The 16,064-nt window shown below is 60.6% G+C and carries 14 protein-coding genes and 1 pseudogene; 6 read left to right on the forward strand and 9 right to left on the reverse strand.

Translation table 11 applies throughout. The features are described from left to right. Positions 1–8 precede the first annotated feature (8 nt). On the forward strand, positions 9–728 hold the full coding sequence (locus ASD70_RS02620) for a polyphenol oxidase family protein (RefSeq protein ID WP_056845567.1): 720 nt from the start codon (positions 9–11) through the stop codon (positions 726–728). 470 nt (positions 729–1,198) lie between these two features. Continuing rightward, positions 1,199–1,513: a helix-turn-helix domain-containing protein gene (locus ASD70_RS02625; protein WP_046070795.1), complete on the forward strand. Its 315-nt coding sequence runs from the start codon at positions 1,199–1,201 to the stop codon at positions 1,511–1,513. A 25-nt stretch (positions 1,514–1,538) separates the two neighbouring features. Here the strand turns inward: ASD70_RS02625 and ddlA are convergent, their stop codons facing one another. Together ddlA and ASD70_RS02635 are read right to left on the reverse strand one after the other, a co-directional pair. Then, complete coding sequence (gene ddlA, locus ASD70_RS02630) at positions 1,539–2,633, reverse strand: D-alanine--D-alanine ligase (protein WP_056845568.1); 1,095 nt, start codon at positions 2,631–2,633, stop codon at positions 1,539–1,541. Positions 2,634–2,677: 44 nt separating this feature from the next. Next, on the reverse strand, positions 2,678–3,310 hold the full coding sequence (locus tag ASD70_RS02635; protein WP_056845569.1) for a LysE family translocator: 633 nt from the start codon (positions 3,308–3,310) through the stop codon (positions 2,678–2,680). Between the two features lie 137 nt (positions 3,311–3,447). On the opposite strand from ASD70_RS02635, the gene ASD70_RS02640 reads away from it, so the two are divergent. Both ASD70_RS02640 and ASD70_RS02645 read left to right on the forward strand, forming a co-directional pair. Continuing rightward, positions 3,448–4,257, forward strand: coding sequence for an AraC family transcriptional regulator (locus tag ASD70_RS02640; protein WP_046070798.1), 810 nt, complete (start codon positions 3,448–3,450; stop codon positions 4,255–4,257). Between the two features lie 344 nt (positions 4,258–4,601). Further along, positions 4,602–4,838 carry a hypothetical protein gene (locus ASD70_RS02645; RefSeq protein WP_046070799.1) on the forward strand — a complete coding sequence of 79 codons (237 nt, stop codon included), beginning with the start codon at positions 4,602–4,604 and terminating at the stop codon, positions 4,836–4,838. Positions 4,839–5,003: 165 nt separating this feature from the next. Here the strand turns inward: ASD70_RS02645 and ASD70_RS29885 are convergent, their stop codons facing one another. From ASD70_RS29885 to ASD70_RS02655, 3 genes and pseudogenes are all read right to left on the reverse strand, one after another. Further along, positions 5,004–5,435, reverse strand: a complete 432-nt coding sequence (locus tag ASD70_RS29885) for a methyl-accepting chemotaxis protein (protein ID WP_370881249.1) — start codon at positions 5,433–5,435, stop codon at positions 5,004–5,006. Between the two features lie 108 nt (positions 5,436–5,543). Then, positions 5,544–6,320: pseudogene (locus ASD70_RS29890) on the reverse strand (PAS domain-containing protein); the annotation flags it as partial. Between the two features lie 105 nt (positions 6,321–6,425). After that, a complete protein-coding gene (locus tag ASD70_RS02655; RefSeq protein WP_056845571.1) occupies positions 6,426–6,758 on the reverse strand; it encodes a DUF2790 domain-containing protein in 333 nt (110 codons plus the stop codon). A gap of 524 nt (positions 6,759–7,282) precedes the next feature. Here ASD70_RS02655 and ASD70_RS02660 point away from each other — a divergent pair. Both ASD70_RS02660 and ASD70_RS02665 read left to right on the forward strand, forming a co-directional pair. After that, complete coding sequence (locus ASD70_RS02660; RefSeq protein WP_043050853.1) at positions 7,283–7,957, forward strand: heavy metal response regulator transcription factor; 675 nt, start codon at positions 7,283–7,285, stop codon at positions 7,955–7,957. Continuing rightward, positions 7,954–9,414 (forward strand): heavy metal sensor histidine kinase, encoded by a 1,461-nt coding sequence (locus tag ASD70_RS02665; RefSeq protein WP_046070802.1) that lies wholly within the window; start codon positions 7,954–7,956, stop codon positions 9,412–9,414. The genes ASD70_RS02660 and ASD70_RS02665 overlap by 4 nt, the downstream gene beginning before the upstream one ends. 59 nt (positions 9,415–9,473) lie before the next feature. On the opposite strand, the gene ASD70_RS02670 is transcribed toward ASD70_RS02665, so the two are convergent. The 4 genes from ASD70_RS02670 to ASD70_RS02685 form a co-directional block, all read right to left on the reverse strand. Next, the gene (locus ASD70_RS02670) at positions 9,474–12,617 is read right to left on the reverse strand and encodes a CusA/CzcA family heavy metal efflux RND transporter (protein ID WP_056845572.1); all 3,144 of its coding nucleotides are present in this window, start codon (positions 12,615–12,617) and stop codon (positions 9,474–9,476) included. 17 nt (positions 12,618–12,634) lie between these two features. Then, positions 12,635–13,738 (reverse strand): efflux RND transporter periplasmic adaptor subunit, encoded by a 1,104-nt coding sequence (locus ASD70_RS02675; RefSeq protein ID WP_056845573.1) that lies wholly within the window; start codon positions 13,736–13,738, stop codon positions 12,635–12,637. Between the two features lie 20 nt (positions 13,739–13,758). Beyond that, positions 13,759–14,979 (reverse strand): TolC family protein, encoded by a 1,221-nt coding sequence (locus tag ASD70_RS02680; RefSeq protein ID WP_056845574.1) that lies wholly within the window; start codon positions 14,977–14,979, stop codon positions 13,759–13,761. 110 nt (positions 14,980–15,089) lie between these two features. Then, positions 15,090–15,995, reverse strand: coding sequence for a cation diffusion facilitator family transporter (locus tag ASD70_RS02685; protein WP_046070806.1), 906 nt, complete (start codon positions 15,993–15,995; stop codon positions 15,090–15,092). Positions 15,996–16,064: the final 69 nt, after the last annotated feature.

Below are 16,064 nucleotides of genomic sequence, written 5' to 3' on the forward strand. Positions count from 1 at the left end.
AATGCACGGTGCACAAAGCCCATAACCTCAATGCCCTCCCCGGCGTCGATCACGGTTTTTGCTCGATTGATGATCCGCTGCGACCCGATGACGTGTTCATTTGCAAACAAGTGCACAGCGCGTCGGTGATCGAGTGGCAACCGGGTCAGTTGGCCAATACGGTTGAGGCCGACGGGGTGTTCACCCGCAGCCGCCAGCCGATTGCGGTTATCACGGCCGATTGCTTGCCCATTCTGATCGCAGGCGGTGAGTGGGTAGCGGCCATCCATGGCGGCTGGAAGGGCTTGCAGCGCGGAATCATCGACAATGCCGTGCAGCGCTTCATAGATAAAGGCATTACCGCAGACCAACTGCGAGTAGCGATTGGGCCGTCGATCAAACCGTGCTGCTATGAGGTGAGCGCGGCGTTTATTGCCGAATTCCAGGCCGATCAAGGCCACGTGTGGCAGCACGGCCAAGGGCCCTGGAGCGTTGAGCAACCGACACCGCTACAAGCCCCGCACATTACACCGCCCCATGCCAGGCAAACAGGAAGTGCCTGGTTTGATTTGAGCGGGTATGGGCTGCTGTTGCTGCACGCGGCGGGCGTCACGCGCGAACATATCGAGGTGAGTGACGTATGCACCTACTGCACCTCGCCGGCGTTTGCCAGCTATCGCAGGAGGACTCATCACCCAGCGGAGAGCAGGACGTTGATCTATTCGTGGATTGCTCGTACATACCGATAAAAAAACGCCTACAAGCCAACCTCTCAGGCCCCTGCCTATCGCCCAAACTTAAGTGCCCTGTCATTTTTTGCGATAAAAACCCTCTTGAGCAGTGCCTTCTCACCTGCGATTTTCTGGCCCGCCCTTTCTTGCCAGACGCTACGTCAAAGACGTAGAATTTCGCGTGTTGACCATCATAGAATCGCCTTTATTCAGCAGACTATGGCCCGACTATTGGACTGAAGAGGAAAAAGGTATTTTCATGGCTTTCCTTGCCAGCCATCCTGACTCAGGGAACGTTATTCCGCGCTCAGGTGGCTGCCGAAAGATACGCTGGAGCATGGAGGGCCGGGGCAAAAGTGGATCGGTACGAATTATCTACACCACTCAATTGCAGTGCGGAGCAGTAGTAGCACTTCTGATTTATGGCAAGGGCACCACTGAGAGTATTCCGGCACATGTCCTGTACAAAATCGCAAAGGAAATGAACCATGCCACTCACTGAGAAAAAATTGAAGGCACGTGACGCCAAACGCAATATCGGCGAAGAATTACTGGCAGCCATTCAGGATGTCAAAGCGGGAAATTACGGTGCAGTGCACTACGTTGAGGTCACCCAAGCTGCCGAAGCGAGAAGCAAGACGGGGCTGTCGCAACAAAAATTTGCGGAGCTTCTGGGTGTGTCAGTAAGGACCCTTCAAGAATGGGAGCAAGGGCGTCGGGCACCTTCTGGTGCAGCGCGCTCGCTACTACACATTGCGGCCATAAGGCCGGACGTTTTTCGCGAAGTTCTCAGTAACGCCTGATGGCGTTACTGACCCGGGCCTATGATCAGCGACTGATCTTCAACCCCTTGCGCCCCGCATGCCGCTCCAGCGCCAGTTCAATCAACCGGCTCACCAGTTCGCTGTAGCTCATGCCCGCCGCCTGCCACAGCTTGGGGTACATGCTGATGCGGGTAAAACCGGGCAGTGAGTTGATCTCGTTGATCAAGACTTCGCCATTATCGGTCAGGAACACATCCACCCGCGCCAGCCCTGCGCAACCCAGCACTTCAAACGCTTCAATGGCCAGGCTGCGAATGCGCTCGCTGGCTTCATGGCTGATAGCCGCAGGCACGACCACCTGGGCGGCCTGGTCGTCGATGTATTTGCTGTCGTAGGAATAGAAGCCGTTGCTTACCACGATCTCGCCGCAGCCGCTGGCAATCGGTTGTTCATTGCCCAGCACGGCGCATTCGATTTCACGGCCCTGGACGGCAGACTCTACCAGCACTTTCTCATCAAACCCCAGCGCCAGCTCAACCGCGGCGAAGTACTCGGCTTCGTTGCCGACTTTGCTCACGCCCACTGAGGAGCCCTGGTTGGCGGGCTTGACGAACATCGGTAGGCCGAGCGTGTTCGCAGCCGCCTCAAAAGAGGTGCGAGCCGCGTTTCGACGCGTAAGGGTAATGAACGGCGTAACCGCAACACCGGCGTCACGCAGCAAACGTTTACTGATGTCTTTGTCCATGCACACGGCCGAGCCAAGCACGTCGGAGCCGACAAACGGCAAGTCAGCCATGCGCAGCAAGCCTTGCAGGCAACCGTCTTCGCCAAGGGTGCCGTGGACGATGGGGAAGATCACATCGATGTGCTCCAGCAGCCCCTGGCCGGAGGTTTCCACCACCTGCTGGCTGGCCTTGCCCGGCACTACCGCCAATTCACGGTTGGATTGGTTGAGGGCGATCAGCGCCGGGTTTTCCTGGTTGATCAGGAAGTTCGACGTGTCGTTGAGGTGCCAGTGGCCGGCCTTGTCGATCCCGATCAGGATGGGCTCGAAGCGCGAACGGTCGAGGGCATCGACGATGTTGCGCGCCGATTGCAGCGACACCTCATGCTCGGCCGAACGACCACCAAAAATAATCCCTACCCGCACCTTGCTCATGACTCGGCCTCACTGTTGAAAGTAAGGCTTCTTACCACGGCCGGTCAGCGATTCGCTACCAGATGTGCACCGAACAACAGGTAGCAACTGCCGGCAAAGCGGTCGAGCCACTTGCGCGAACGGCTGTAGAGGCTGGCCATGCGCTCGCTGGAAAACACCAGGGCGACGCTGGTGTACCAACTGAACGACAAGGTCGCCATGGTGATGACCGCCAGGGTCAGCAGCGCAGGCGATGGGGACGGCGGCATGGTCGAAGCAAAAGCCGTAGCGACGAACAGCGCGGCCTTGGGGTTGGACAGATTGCCCAGCAAGCCGAAGCGCCAGGCGGAAAACAATGAGCGTCGCGGCTCGTCGGGCAACTGCACCGATGCCGGCGCCGAGCGCTTGAACAGTTTCAGCCCAAGGTAGATCAGGTAGCAGCCGCCGATGATCTTGAACGCCAGGTACAGCATGGGTGCGGCAGTAAACAGCGACTTGATGCCCAGGCCACCCGCGAGCCCCCAGATAATCGTGCCGGTCGCCACGCCCGCCGATGCCACCACGCCGTGACGTCGCGAACAGCTGGCGGCCAACTGCGCCGTGTTGAAGAAGTTGGGGCCGGGCGTCACCACGGCGACCGTCCACAGCAGCGCGAGCGCCACCAAGGGCGTCACATAGGCAGGGTTGAAAAAATCCATGGAAGGCTCCACCAGTGCAGTAGGCGAACTGCGATCATAGGCCTCGGCCGACGCCTGCACAATCGTACAAGACCCCGGGCAGACAACCGCAGCAGACTCGGTTAACGTATTCCAACCTCCTCCTGTGACAAGTCACTATGGGCAAACCCACCCACACCCTCGATTGGCTGCACCGCGCCCCGCACGCCAGTGGCCTGGACCGCATCGAGGCGTACTTTGCCGGCTTCGCGTTCGACCCCCATCGCCATGACACCTACGCCATCGGGCGCACCTTGTTCGGCGTACAGAGTTTTCATTACCGCGGCGGCATGACCCACAGCCTGCCTGGTACCACCATGGTGATTCACCCGGATGAACTCCATGACGGCCGCGCGGGCAGCGATGAAGGCTTCAAGTACCGGATGATTTATGTGGAGCCGGCGCTGATCCAGCAGATCCTCGGCGGCAAACCGTTGCCGTTCATCCCCGGCGGCTTGTCCACCGATCCGCGGCTGCACCGCGCCAGCGAAGTGTTGCTGCAGAACCTGGAGTGCTCGATTGACCCGATGCAAGAACAGGACGCCATGTACGACCTGGCCCAGGCGCTGAGCATGGCGTCCGGCGCCATCGTCAGCCGCAAATCCTTCGACTACATCGCCGCCGAGCGTGCTCGGGAATTTATCCACAGCGCCCTGGGCCGCAGCATCACCCTGGATGAAATGGCCGACCATGCCGGCCGCGACCGCTGGGCGCTATCGCGGGATTTTCGCTTGTTGTTCGGCACCAGCCCCTACCGTTACCTGACCATGCGCCGGCTGGACCTGGTGCGCCACTTGTTGGCCCAGGGCCAACCCTTGGTGGATGCAGCAATGACCGCCGGCTTCACCGACCAAAGCCACATGACCCGTCAATTTCGCAGCACCTACGGCATGCCGCCATCGCGCTGGGTAAAGATGCTCGGCCGCTGATCCAAATGTGGGAAGGGTGGTGTTGCTGGCATTTGGTCATGGTTTGTAAAGGGCCAGCAAGCCGTGTCTCTTTAAATTGCAGGAAGTTTCCGAGACAATCCCCGCCGCCTTGTGCCTGTTGGAATCGATGGCTAGTCTTCGGTCCGTCACTGGAGTTCAGTGATCGGGTTTAGCAGCCCGAACTCAATAGGCACACGGTCCACATCCGCGTTTATGGTGGCTGTGCGCGGGGCACCTCCGGGTGCGCTGGTTTTCCTATTGACCGGTCTGCTAACCCGCGTACAGCTGCCACCTTACGTTTAGCAGCGTTGGTGGTCGCTCCCTTGCTCAATAGGAGTTACACCATGACCAAAGCACTTCCCGACCCACCCATGGACTGCCTCGCCGTTAACGAAAATCTCAGCTTCGAAGACGCCCAACTCTATATCTCCCACTTGATCCACAGCGCCTCAGCCACCGTGTGGGACTGTTGCGATCACCTGCAACCCCACGACCGCGCCCGAATCCATGCCGCGTGGCACTTGCTGGAAATGGCCAAGACCGTGGTAAACCGCACTATCGACTGCATGCCACGTACCTGAAAACACTACAAAACCAATGTGGGAGGGGGCTTGCCCCCGATGGCGGTGGGTCAGTCACAGATGTATGACTGACATACCCTCATCGGGAGCAAGCCCCCTCCCACATTGAGCTCTGCCGGGTTCAAAACCGAGTGCAGCGCTGGAACATGCTCATGAGCCAGCCCGTCAGCTCGACAGCTGATTGGCAAACTGCCCGACCGCGCTCACCACTTTTTGCGCGCCGTCCTGAATTTCCACAATCACCGTGCCCGCCTCGGCCGCCAGGGCCAGGCCTTGTTCGGCTTGCAGGCGACCATCAGCCATCAGGGCGACCGCGTCGCGGGCCATGTCCTGGTTCTGGCGCACCACGCCGACAATTTCTTCAGTGGCTTTGCTGGTGCGCGAAGCCAGTTGCCGCACCTCATCAGCCACCACCGCAAAGCCACGCCCTTGTTCACCGGCACGCGCCGCTTCGATGGCTGCGTTCAGCGCCAGCAAGTTGGTCTGTTCGGCGATGCCGCTGATGGTCTTGACGATAGTGCCGATCACTTGGGACTGAGCGTTGAGCGCCTCAATACCTTCGCCGGCCTGTTGCATGTGCTGGGCCAGGTCACGCATCACATCCACCGCCTGGGTCACCACGGTGGTGCCGCGTTGGGCGCTATCATCAGTTTGCAAGGAGGTGCTGTAGGCAATGCTGGCGGCGTCGGCCACCGCCTGCTCGCGGTTGACCTGATCGGTGATCACCGTGGCGAACTTGACCACTTTGTACAGTCGCTCGTTGGCGTCCAGCACCGGGTTGTAGGTGGCTTCCAACCACACCAGGCGGCCATGGCTGTCCACGCGCTTGAAGCGTGCCGCGACGAACTCGCCGGCATTCAGGCGTTTCCAGAACTGCTGGTACTCGGGGCTGTTGTATTCCTGCGGCTCACAGAACATACGGTGATGTTTACCCTGGATCTGCGCCAGGCTGTAACCCATGCTGCTGAGGAAGCGGTCATTGGCGGTGAGCACGTGCCCGTCCAGGTCAAACTCGATCAATGCCGTGGAGCGCATCAGCGCGGTGATCAGGTTGTCATGTTCACGCGAATTCTCGATGGTGCGGGTGAGGTCGCTGGAGAACATTGAAAAATGCTTGAGACGCCCCTGCGAATTGCGCACCGGCTGCACAATCGAGCGCAGCCACGCCTCCTTGCCATTGCCCCGCATCAGGCGTACGGCACCGGCAAAATGTACGCCGCGCGCCAGCGCATGCTTGAAGCGCAACTGGAACTCGTCTTGGCGCACATGGGCCGGCACCAAGTCTTCAATCGCCCGCCCTACAACTTCACCCAGCGAATAAACCAGCTCTCGCAGGAAGTTGGCATTGGCCCACTCCACCCGGCCCTCGGCATCCAGCGTCAGGCATAGCATTTCGTTCTCCAGGCTCTCCTTGACCTGCAGCAAGCTCGACAAGTCTTCGCGAAGAGCGGCCAGCTCCTGTTTCAGGCGGGTATTGAACATAGGGCACCGATGGGCAAATGGGCGGGACGATTAATGCTGCATCGGCGCTGCCGGCATTTTCTGAATAGCGCTTTAGCCCACCGCCCCACTATATTTTTTGATCCTTCAACCGCCCGTGTTTCGGCACACACCCATCACCTGATACTCCAGGGTATTGAGCTTGCCGCTGGAGTCCTCATAGGTCATGCGCGAGGGCACGGTATTGCACGAACGGACCGGCGGCGTCACGTTGACCACCTTGGCAATGTCCAACTCCATGCCATAGCGATAGGCCTGCACCTCAGGCACTGGCTTGCCGTTTTTGAGCGCGTAGGCGGCCATGGCTTTCTCGTTGCGCTCCATCATCTGGGCGAAAGTTCGATCCCCTCCGCCTTCGGCCAGTGCAGCCAAGGATAAGACGGCGGTTAAAACACCTAAGGCCACTTTATAAAAGTTCATCACGGGTTCCTCGACTGAAAAGTTCAGTGTCGAGATTAACCAGCGAACCCTGACGGCATGTTCACCAGAACATTACTTATTTGTTAGAAGGCCGCCAGTTTGCAGAATCGTAACCTTCATCAGCGTGCCGCCGCACAGCAGCTGCAGCAAATGGCTACCCGATATACACAGTGCTCGCGCTGTAAGCTTACATTCGCTCGCGATTAACTAACATCTGTTCACAAATAGCCGTCTATCAAAATTGTAATATTGGCTCCAGCTTCTCGTTAAGTTGAAATTTCTATACTGGCTTCAACTTATTCACCGAGCACATTCATCTCTGAAGCTTTTGTGTAGCTCCTTTGGAAAGAGATGAGTTTTTAACGCCCCGCTTGGGGCGTTTTTTTTGCCCGCAGGGTTATGCGACTGATGGTCGCAGTTGACCCTGAAGTTACTTCAGCGTTCAGACTTTTCCTACTCCCCTGAAAACAGCTGCCAAACGGAAATGGGCGCTTTCTCTCCCCAGACATTAGAGGTAACCCCCCATGCGTATCCTTGTGGTTGAGGACGAGCAAAAGACCGCCGACTACCTGCAGCAAGGCTTGAACGAAAGCGGCTATGTGGTCGACTGCGCCGCCAATGGCATCGATGGCCTGCACTTGGCCGGGCAGCACGCGTATGAGCTGGTGATTCTCGACGTCAACCTGCCCGGCAAGGACGGCTGGCAAGTTCTGCAAGAGCTGCGGCGCAATAGCACCCAGCGAGTAATGATGCTGACCGCCCGGGGCCGGCTGGCTGACAAGATCAAGGGCCTGGACATGGGCGCCGACGACTACCTGGTCAAGCCCTTCGAGTTTCCCGAGCTGCTGGCCCGGGTGCGCACCTTGTTGCGGCGCAGCGAACACATTCCACAGCCGGAAGTGTTCCGCGTGTCGGACCTCGAACTGGACCCGCGCCGCCATCGCGCTTATCGCGGCACTCGGCGTATCGACCTGACCACCAAGGAGTTCACCCTGCTCCACGTACTGATGCGCCAGAGCGGTGAAGTGCTGACCCGCACACAGATTATTTCCCTGGTGTGGGACATGAATTTCGACTGCGACACCAACGTGGTGGAAGTCTCCATCAGCCGCCTGCGGGCCAAGGTGGATGACCAGAGCGAGGTCAAGCTGATCCACACCATTCGTGGCGTGGGCTATGTGCTGGAAGCGCGTCCATGAAGACCGGCAGCCTGTCGATGCGCCTGGGCCTGACCGTCAGCCTGATGGGCGCGGGGCTGGTGTTGCTGCTGGCCACCCTGGCCTACCTGGCCCTCACCCATGAGTTGGAAAAACTGGCGCGCAAGAACCTGGAAAGCAAGATGGAACAGATCCAGCACAGCCTGGCCCTGGGGCTCGATGCCCAGGCCATCCGTGCCCGCCCCCATTCGCTGTTGGACCTGGTCATCGGCCACGACAATTTCTACCTGACCATCGTCGGCACCGCGCCCAATAACAGCGTGTTACTCAACATCGGTGCCAAGCCCCAGGAGCCCTTGCTCACTGACTTCAAGCCCCGGGAAACCCTCGGCTACCTGAACTGGACCGACAACTATGGCAGCCAGGTGCTCAGCGCCTCCAGCCTGATGCGCCTGGCCAGCGGCGAACGCGTGCGGGTGCTGCTGTCCCTGGACCGCATGGACGACCAGGCGTTGCTCAGCGCCTACCTGCGCGCCACACTGATTGCGCTGCCGCTGCTGTTGATCCTGATCGGCATGGGCGCCTGGTGGCTGGTGCAACGCGGCCTGGCACCGTTGAAGCAGTTCAGCCAAGTAGCGGCGAAAGTTACCACCCAGGACCTGACCCATCGTTTGTCCGTGGACAACTTGCCCCACGAACTGGGTGAACTGGCCCAAGGCATCAATGTGATGCTCGACCGCCTGGATGCGGGCGTACAGCAACTCTCGCAATTCTCCGATGACCTGGCCCACGAACTACGCGCGCCGCTGACCAACCTGATGGGCAAGGCCCAACTGACCCTGTCGCGCCAGCGCCCGCCCGAGGAATACAAGGCAGTGCTGGAATCGAGCACCGAAGAGCTTGAACGCCTGGGGCGTATCGTCAGCGACATGCTGTTCCTGGCCCAGGTCAGCCATCCGGCAGCGCGGGCGTCATTCACCGAAGTCTCCCTGGCCCAAGAAGCCCAGCGGGTGATGGAGCTGTTTGCCCTGAGTGCCGAAGACAAGCAGGTCACCCTGAGCCTGCGCGGCGATGCCCTGGTGACTGGTGATCGGCTGATGATCCAGCGGGCCATATCCAATTTGCTCTCCAATGCCATTCGCCATACACCTGAGGCCTCAACCGTGTTGCTGTTGGTGGAAACCTACTGCCAGGGCGTGTCGCTGTCGGTGGGCAACCCGGGGCGTGGTATCGAAGCGCACCACCTGCCGCACCTGTTCGAACGCTTCTACCGCGCCGACAGCAGCCGTACCCGCGCCGAGGGTGGCAACGGGCTGGGGTTGGCGATCGTCAAGTCGATCATGCATTTGCACCAGGGGCATGCTCATGTCACCAGCCAGCCGGGGCGTTTCACACGGTTTAGCCTGGTGTTTCCCCTGAATCTGAAAACAACACAGGTCCAGTGTGGGAGGGGGCTTGCTCCCGATGGCGGCGGGTCAGCTAATGCATGTGCTGGCTGACACTCCGCTATCGGGAGCAAGCCCCCTCCCACATTGGTCTATGTGGTGCGTTCAAGGTTTTAGGCAGCCTCTTCTTCGCGGCGATGGGCCCACTGGTAAAGCGCCGGCAACACCAGCAGCGTCAGCAAGGTCGAGGAAATAATCCCGCCAATCACCACCGTCGCCAACGGGCGTTGCACTTCGGCGCCGGTGCCAGTGGCGAGTGCCATGGGGATGAACCCGAGGGACGCCACCAATGCAGTCATCAATACCGGGCGCAGGCGGGTCAGCGCGCCTTCGTGGATCGCCACCGCCAACGGGCGCCCTTCTTCGCGCAGGTTGCGGATAAAGGCGATCATTACCAGGCCGTTCAGCACCGCCACACCCGACAACGCAATAAAACCCACCCCCGCCGAAATCGACAGCGGAATATCCCGCAGCCACAGCGCCATGATCCCACCGGTCAGCGCGAACGGAATCCCGGTGAACACCAGCAATCCATCCTTGAGGTTGTTGAACATCATGAACAGCAGGCCGAACACCAGCAGCAACGCCACCGGCACCACGATGCGCAGGCGATCGGAGGCTTCTTTCAACTGCTCGAATTGCCCGCCCCAGGTGGTCCAGTAACCGGCGGGCACTTTCACCTGGGCGATGAGGGCGGCTTCGGCTTCCTCGACAAACGAACCGATATCACGCCCGCGCACGTTGGCGCTGACGATCACCAGACGTTTGCCGTTCTCGCGGCTGATCTGGTTGGGACCCAGCACCAGGTCGAGGCTGGCGACCTGGGACAAGGCGATAAAGCCCAGTTGCCCAGACGTGTTGCTGGCCAGCGTCGGCACCGGAATCAACAGCCGTGACAAGCCTTCGATATCCGTGCGCAGCGCGTCGGACAAACGCACGACCATGTCGAAGCGCCGATCCCCTTCGTACAACGTACCGGCCTGGCGCCCACCGACGGCGACGGCGATGGTGTCCTGCACATCACCCACATTCAGGCCAAAGCGCGCGGCCTTGTCGCGGTCGATATTGATGGTCAGTACCGGCAGGCCGGAGGTCTGTTCCACCTTCACTTCCGAGGCGCCATTGAGCTTCTGCAAGGTCTCGGCGATTTCCCCGGCGGTGCTGTTGAGTACCGCCATGTCGTCACCAAACACCTTCACCGCCACATCGCTGCGCACCCCGGAAATCAGTTCGTTGAAGCGCAGTTGGATCGGTTGCGACAACTCGTACGCGCTGCCAGGCACAATCGCGCTTGCCCGCTGAATATCGGCAATGATCGCCTCGCGGGACTTGTTCGGATCGGGCCATTGGGCCTTGGGTTTGAGCATCACGTAGCTGTCGGAAATATTCGGTGGCATCGGGTCGGAAGCGATTTCCGCGGTACCGGTACGCGCAAATACCCGCTCGATTTCCGGCACTTCAGCCAGCAAGGTTTTTTCCAATTGCTGCTGCATCTGCACCGATTGCGTCAGGCTGGTGCCGGGTACACGCAGCGCCTGCTGGGCAAAGTCGCCTTCACTCAGGCTGGGGATAAATTCGCTGCCCATGCGGCTGGCCACCAGGCCCGACACGACGATGGTCAGCAGCGCCAGGCCGAACACCAGCGGGCGACGCGTCATCACCCAATTGAGCACCGGGTCGTACACCCGACGTGCGCTGCGCATGACCCAGTTTTCTTCCTCTTTGACCTTGCCGGTGACGAACAACGCAATCGCCGCCGGTACGAAGGTCACCGACAGAATCATCGCGCCGAGCAAGGCAATCACCACGGTGAAGGCCATGGGGTGGAACATCTTGCCGGCCACTCCTGTGAGGGCAAAGATCGGCAGGTACACCACCATGATGATCAACTGCCCGAAGATCAGCGCCCGTCGCGCTTCCTTGGCGGCGGCAAACACTTCGTGCAGACGTTCACTGCGGGTCAGCAAACGGCCATGGCGCTGCTGCGCGTGAGCCAGACGGCGGATGGCGTTCTCGACGATCACCACCGCGCCGTCGACGATAATGCCGAAGTCCAATGCGCCGAGGCTCATCAGGTTGGCGCTGACTTTGTTGGTGAACATGCCGGTAAAGGTGAACAGCATCGCCAGCGGAATCACCATCGCTGTGATCAGCGCCGCACGGATATTGCCGAGGAACAGGAACAACACCGCGACCACCAGCAACGCACCTTCGAAAAGGTTTTTCTTCACCGTGGCGATGGCTTTCTCTACCAGGTTGGTGCGGTCATACACGGTGACCGCCACCACCCCTTCGGGCAGCGAGCGGTTGATCTCCTCGAGTTTTTTCGCCACCGCCTGGGACACGCTGCGGCTGTTCTCGCCGATCAACATGAACACCGTGCCCAGCACCACCTCGCGGCCATTTTCCGTGGCCGCGCCGGTGCGCAGTTCGCGGCCTATATCCACCTGAGCCACATTACGCACGCGGATCGGCGTGCCATCCGAGGTGGTGATGACGATGTTGGCGATGTCGTCGATGGACGCCACTTGCCCCGGTGCGCGAATCAGCAACTGCTCGCCACTGCGCTCGATATAACCGGCACCGACGTTGGCGTTGTTGCGCTCCAGCGCCGTGACCAGGTCATTGAGCGTCAGGTTGTAGGCGGCCAGGCGCTTGGGGTCTGGCGCAATCTGGTACTCCTTGGCGAAACCGCCGATCGTATTGATCTCGGCCACGCCCGGTACGTTGCGCAGTTGCGGCTTGATGATCCAGTCCTGGATCACCCGTAGATCAGTCGGGGTATACGGCGTACCGTCGTCCTTGCGCGCACCGTCCTCGGCCTCCACGGTCCACAGGAAAATTTCCCCGAGCCCGGTGGAAATCGGCCCCATCGCGGTATCAATGCCATCGGGCAATTGCCCACGTGCCACTTGCAGGCGCTCGTTGACCAGTTGGCGGGCGAAGAACAGGTCGGTGCCGTCCTTGAAAATCACCGTTACCTGGGACAATCCGGAACGCGACAGCGAACGCGTCTGCTGCAGACCGGGCAGGCCGGCCATGGCGGTTTCGATAGGGAAGGTGATGCGCTGCTCGGTTTCCAGCGGTGAAAACCCCGCCGCTGCCGAGTTGATCTGCACTTGCACGTTGGTGATATCAGGCACCGCGTCGATGGGCAGTTTCTGATAGCTGGCGATGCCGACACCGGCCATCAGCAGCACCGCCAGCAGCACGATGATGCGCTGCTCGATGGCAAATTGAATAAGGCGCTCAAACATGGGGAATCACTCGCAGATCAATGGGCGTGTTCGGCCGAGCCTTTGCCCAGTTCGGACTTGAGGATGAAGCTGCCAACCGTCGCCACCTGCGCGCCGGCCTCCAGGCCCTGGCGCACTTCGACGTAGCCGTTTTGACTGACGCCCAGTTCAAGATGGCGGGTGATAAAACCATCTGCGGTGCGTACGAACACCGAGGGTTTGTCCTCGACGGTCTGGATCGCGGCTTGCGGCACGGTGACCTTGGCCTGGTAGGTGTCGGTGGCGAGCTCTACGGCCACGAACAAGCCTGGGCGCCAGGCGTCGTCGGGGTTGGGCACCGTCACGCGGACGGTGGCGGTACGTGTCTGCTCACCGAGCAAATTGCCGACATAGGCCACGGTGCCGAGCACTTCGGTGCCCATTTCCGTGGAGCTGACTTTCACCGGCTTGCCCACGCGCACTTTGTTCAAGTCTTTGGGAAATACCCCGAAGGTGACCCACACCTGGGACAAATCCGAGAGCGTGAATGCGTTGCTGGTTTCACTGACCACCTCGCCCACGCCCAGATGCTTTTCCACTACTATCCCAGCGAACGGCGCACGCAGTTCATAGCGATTGCCACCGGCCAAGACCGCGCTGCCGCTGAGGGCGGTCATCTTCTGCCGGGCATTGTTCAGGGCGATTTCAGCTTCTTGCAGGGTTTGCCGCGCCAACAGGTAATCCTGCTCGGCGGAGATTTTGTCCTGCCACAATTGGCGCTCACGCTGGAAGGTGGTGCGCGCCAGCTCGACTCGGCGCTGGCTTGCCGCCAACTCGCTGCGCTGGTCGGAAATCTGCTGGCTGGCGATCACCGCCAGTAGCTCACCCTTCTTCACCGACTGGCCGAGATTGACCTCCACCGCCTCCACCACACCGGCCGCGCGGGGCACGATGTGAGAGGTGCGGTCTTCATCGAAGCGCACCTCGCCCGGCAGCGTCAGCACGGTGCTGATCGAGCGCGGTTGAGCCTGGGCCAGTTGAATTCCGGCAGCTTGGATCTGCTGCTCGGTGAGTTCGAGCATTCCTTCTTCCTCGGCGTGTGCGAAGCCCGATAGCATCAGGCCCAAGGCGACGGCGAACGCCATGCCATGTTTTTTACTCATCAGGATGACTCCAGGAAAATTCAAAGCCGGGCGAGGTCGCCGTAAATGCGTTCGATGCGTACCCAGGCGTCGGTGGCCTGGGCAGTCGCGGTGAGGTATTGGGTGCGGGCCGCGATCAAGGTGCGCTGGGCGTCGAGCACGTCGAGGAAGTTGAACTTGCCCATCTCGAAACCACGGGTGGCGCTGTCGACCGCGCTTTGTGCGGCGGGCAGGATCTGCTGGTTGAATGCACGCACCTCGGTATTCGCCGTTTGCCACAGGTCCAGGGCCTGACGGGTCTCGGTGCGCAGGCGCAGCTCGGTGGCGTTGCGCAGGTCGCGGGCCTGGTCGGTGCGGCGGCTGGCAGCGAGGATGTTGCCCTGGTTGCGGTTGAACAACGGGATCGGCATCGACACGCCCAACAGGTTGACCCGCTCGCGCACGCTGGCGTCGTATTGGCTGCCGATGGACACATCCAGGTCCGGAATGCGCTGGGCTTTTTCCAGGCCCACGCTGGCTTCGTTCTGCACAATATTCAGTTCGGCCAGGCGCAGCTCAGCGGTCTGCTCAAGGCGCGCCAACAATTGTGCGGCGGCAGGTAACGCCGGTGCGGAGGTGTTTTGTGTGGCGACCGCTTCGAAGTCGGTGGCAGCACTGCCGGTGCTGGCGGCCAGGCGCCGGTAGGCGTCACTCAGGCCAATCCGGGCGCGATTCAACTCCAGGCGAATTTCCGACAGCTGCACCTGGGCACGGGTGGCCTCCACTGGTGACGATTTGCCAGCGCTGACACGCCCGTTGGCGACCACCAGACCGCGTTCGGCCAGGGCCATTGAACGTTGCGCCAGGTCGAGGCGTTCCTGGGCGCGCAGGGCGCCGTAATAGCTGTCGATGACCTCGGCGCGCAACAGGTTACGGCGCTGCTCCAGGGTCAATGCGGCGGCATCCTGGGCGCGGGTGGCCAGCTCGATGCGCGCACCGCGCTTGCCGCCCAGCTCCAGGGTCTGGCTGAGTTTGATGCTGGTGATGCGACTGTTGCGGCGGGTGTCTTCGGCGTCCCAGGAGGCCACCGGGTTGGGAATCAAGCCGGCCTGCTGGCGGCCGCTTTGGGCGATATCGATTTCCCACTGTGCGGCCGCCAGGTCCGGGTTGTTGGCGAAGGCGGTTTGCAAGGCTGCATCGAGGGTGAGGGTCTGTGCCTGGACGGCATTTGCGCCTAGCCACAACGCCGCCGCCCCTAACAGTGTTCTAACGGAAATTGCCATAACGAGAGTTCCACGCCCATGAAGTCGCTGAGGTTTCCCAGCGAGGGGCAATGTAGCTTTCGGTACTTATCAGGGCCGTGGGTGGAAGATTACAAATCCGTTAGCCAGGCTCAGGCATGCACTTCGTCGTGGTCGTCATGCTGGAAACCCTCGCCTTCGACCTGGATCGTGGCGTGGGCAATATCGAATTGTTCGTGCAGCAACTCCGTCACTCGACTGAGGATCTCTTGCTCGCTGCCCTGGGAGGCATCCGCGACCAAATGCGTACTCAGCACGTTCTTACCGCTGGTGAGGGCCCAGATGTGCAGGTCGTGCACGTCCTTGACCCCGGGCACACTGCGGATGCCCTGCTCCACCTGCTCGATATCGACACCCTCCGGCACACCTTGCAGCAGTATGTTCATGCTCGCCTTGAGCAGTGCCCAGGTGCGCGGCACCACCCAGAAACCAATGGCGGCCGCGACCACGGAATCGACCCAACCCCAGCCAGTGAACATGATCACCACTGCCGCAATGATCACGCCGATGGAGCCGAGCATGTCGCTCCAGACCTCCAGGTAAGCGCCCTTGACGTTGAGGCTCTCGCCGCTGGCCGCGCTGAGCAGGCGCATGGAGATCAGGTTGACGATCAGCCCCAACACTGCAATGACCAGCATGCCGGTGGACTGGATCGCGGCGGGCGCCTGCAGCCGCTGGTAAGCCTCGTACAAGATGTAGAACGCCACCGCGAACAGCAGCAGTGCATTGAAGGCCGCCGCGAGAATCTCGAACCGCGCATAGCCGAAAGTGCGCTTGCGATCCGCCGGGCGCTTGGCGACCTGGATCGCCACCAGGGAAATCGCCAGCGCCAGGGCGTCGGTCATCATGTGCGCAGCGTCAGACAACAGCGCCAGGCTGCCGGTGACAAAAGCGCCGATGACTTCGGCAATCATGAAGCTGCCGGTCAGCCCCAGGGCGATCCATAACTTGCGTTCGTGGCCGGCGCGTACTTGGGCGTGGCTGTGTCCTGCGCTCATGGAATGTCCTCGAGGGTTGGGGTGCGGCGGATCATAGAGCTATAGGCCAGATCCACTGGCATGGTTTGC

The organism is Pseudomonas sp. Root569 (assembly GCF_001427465.1).
In the GTDB taxonomy this organism is placed as follows: Bacteria; Pseudomonadota; Gammaproteobacteria; order Pseudomonadales; family Pseudomonadaceae; genus Aquipseudomonas; species Aquipseudomonas synxantha.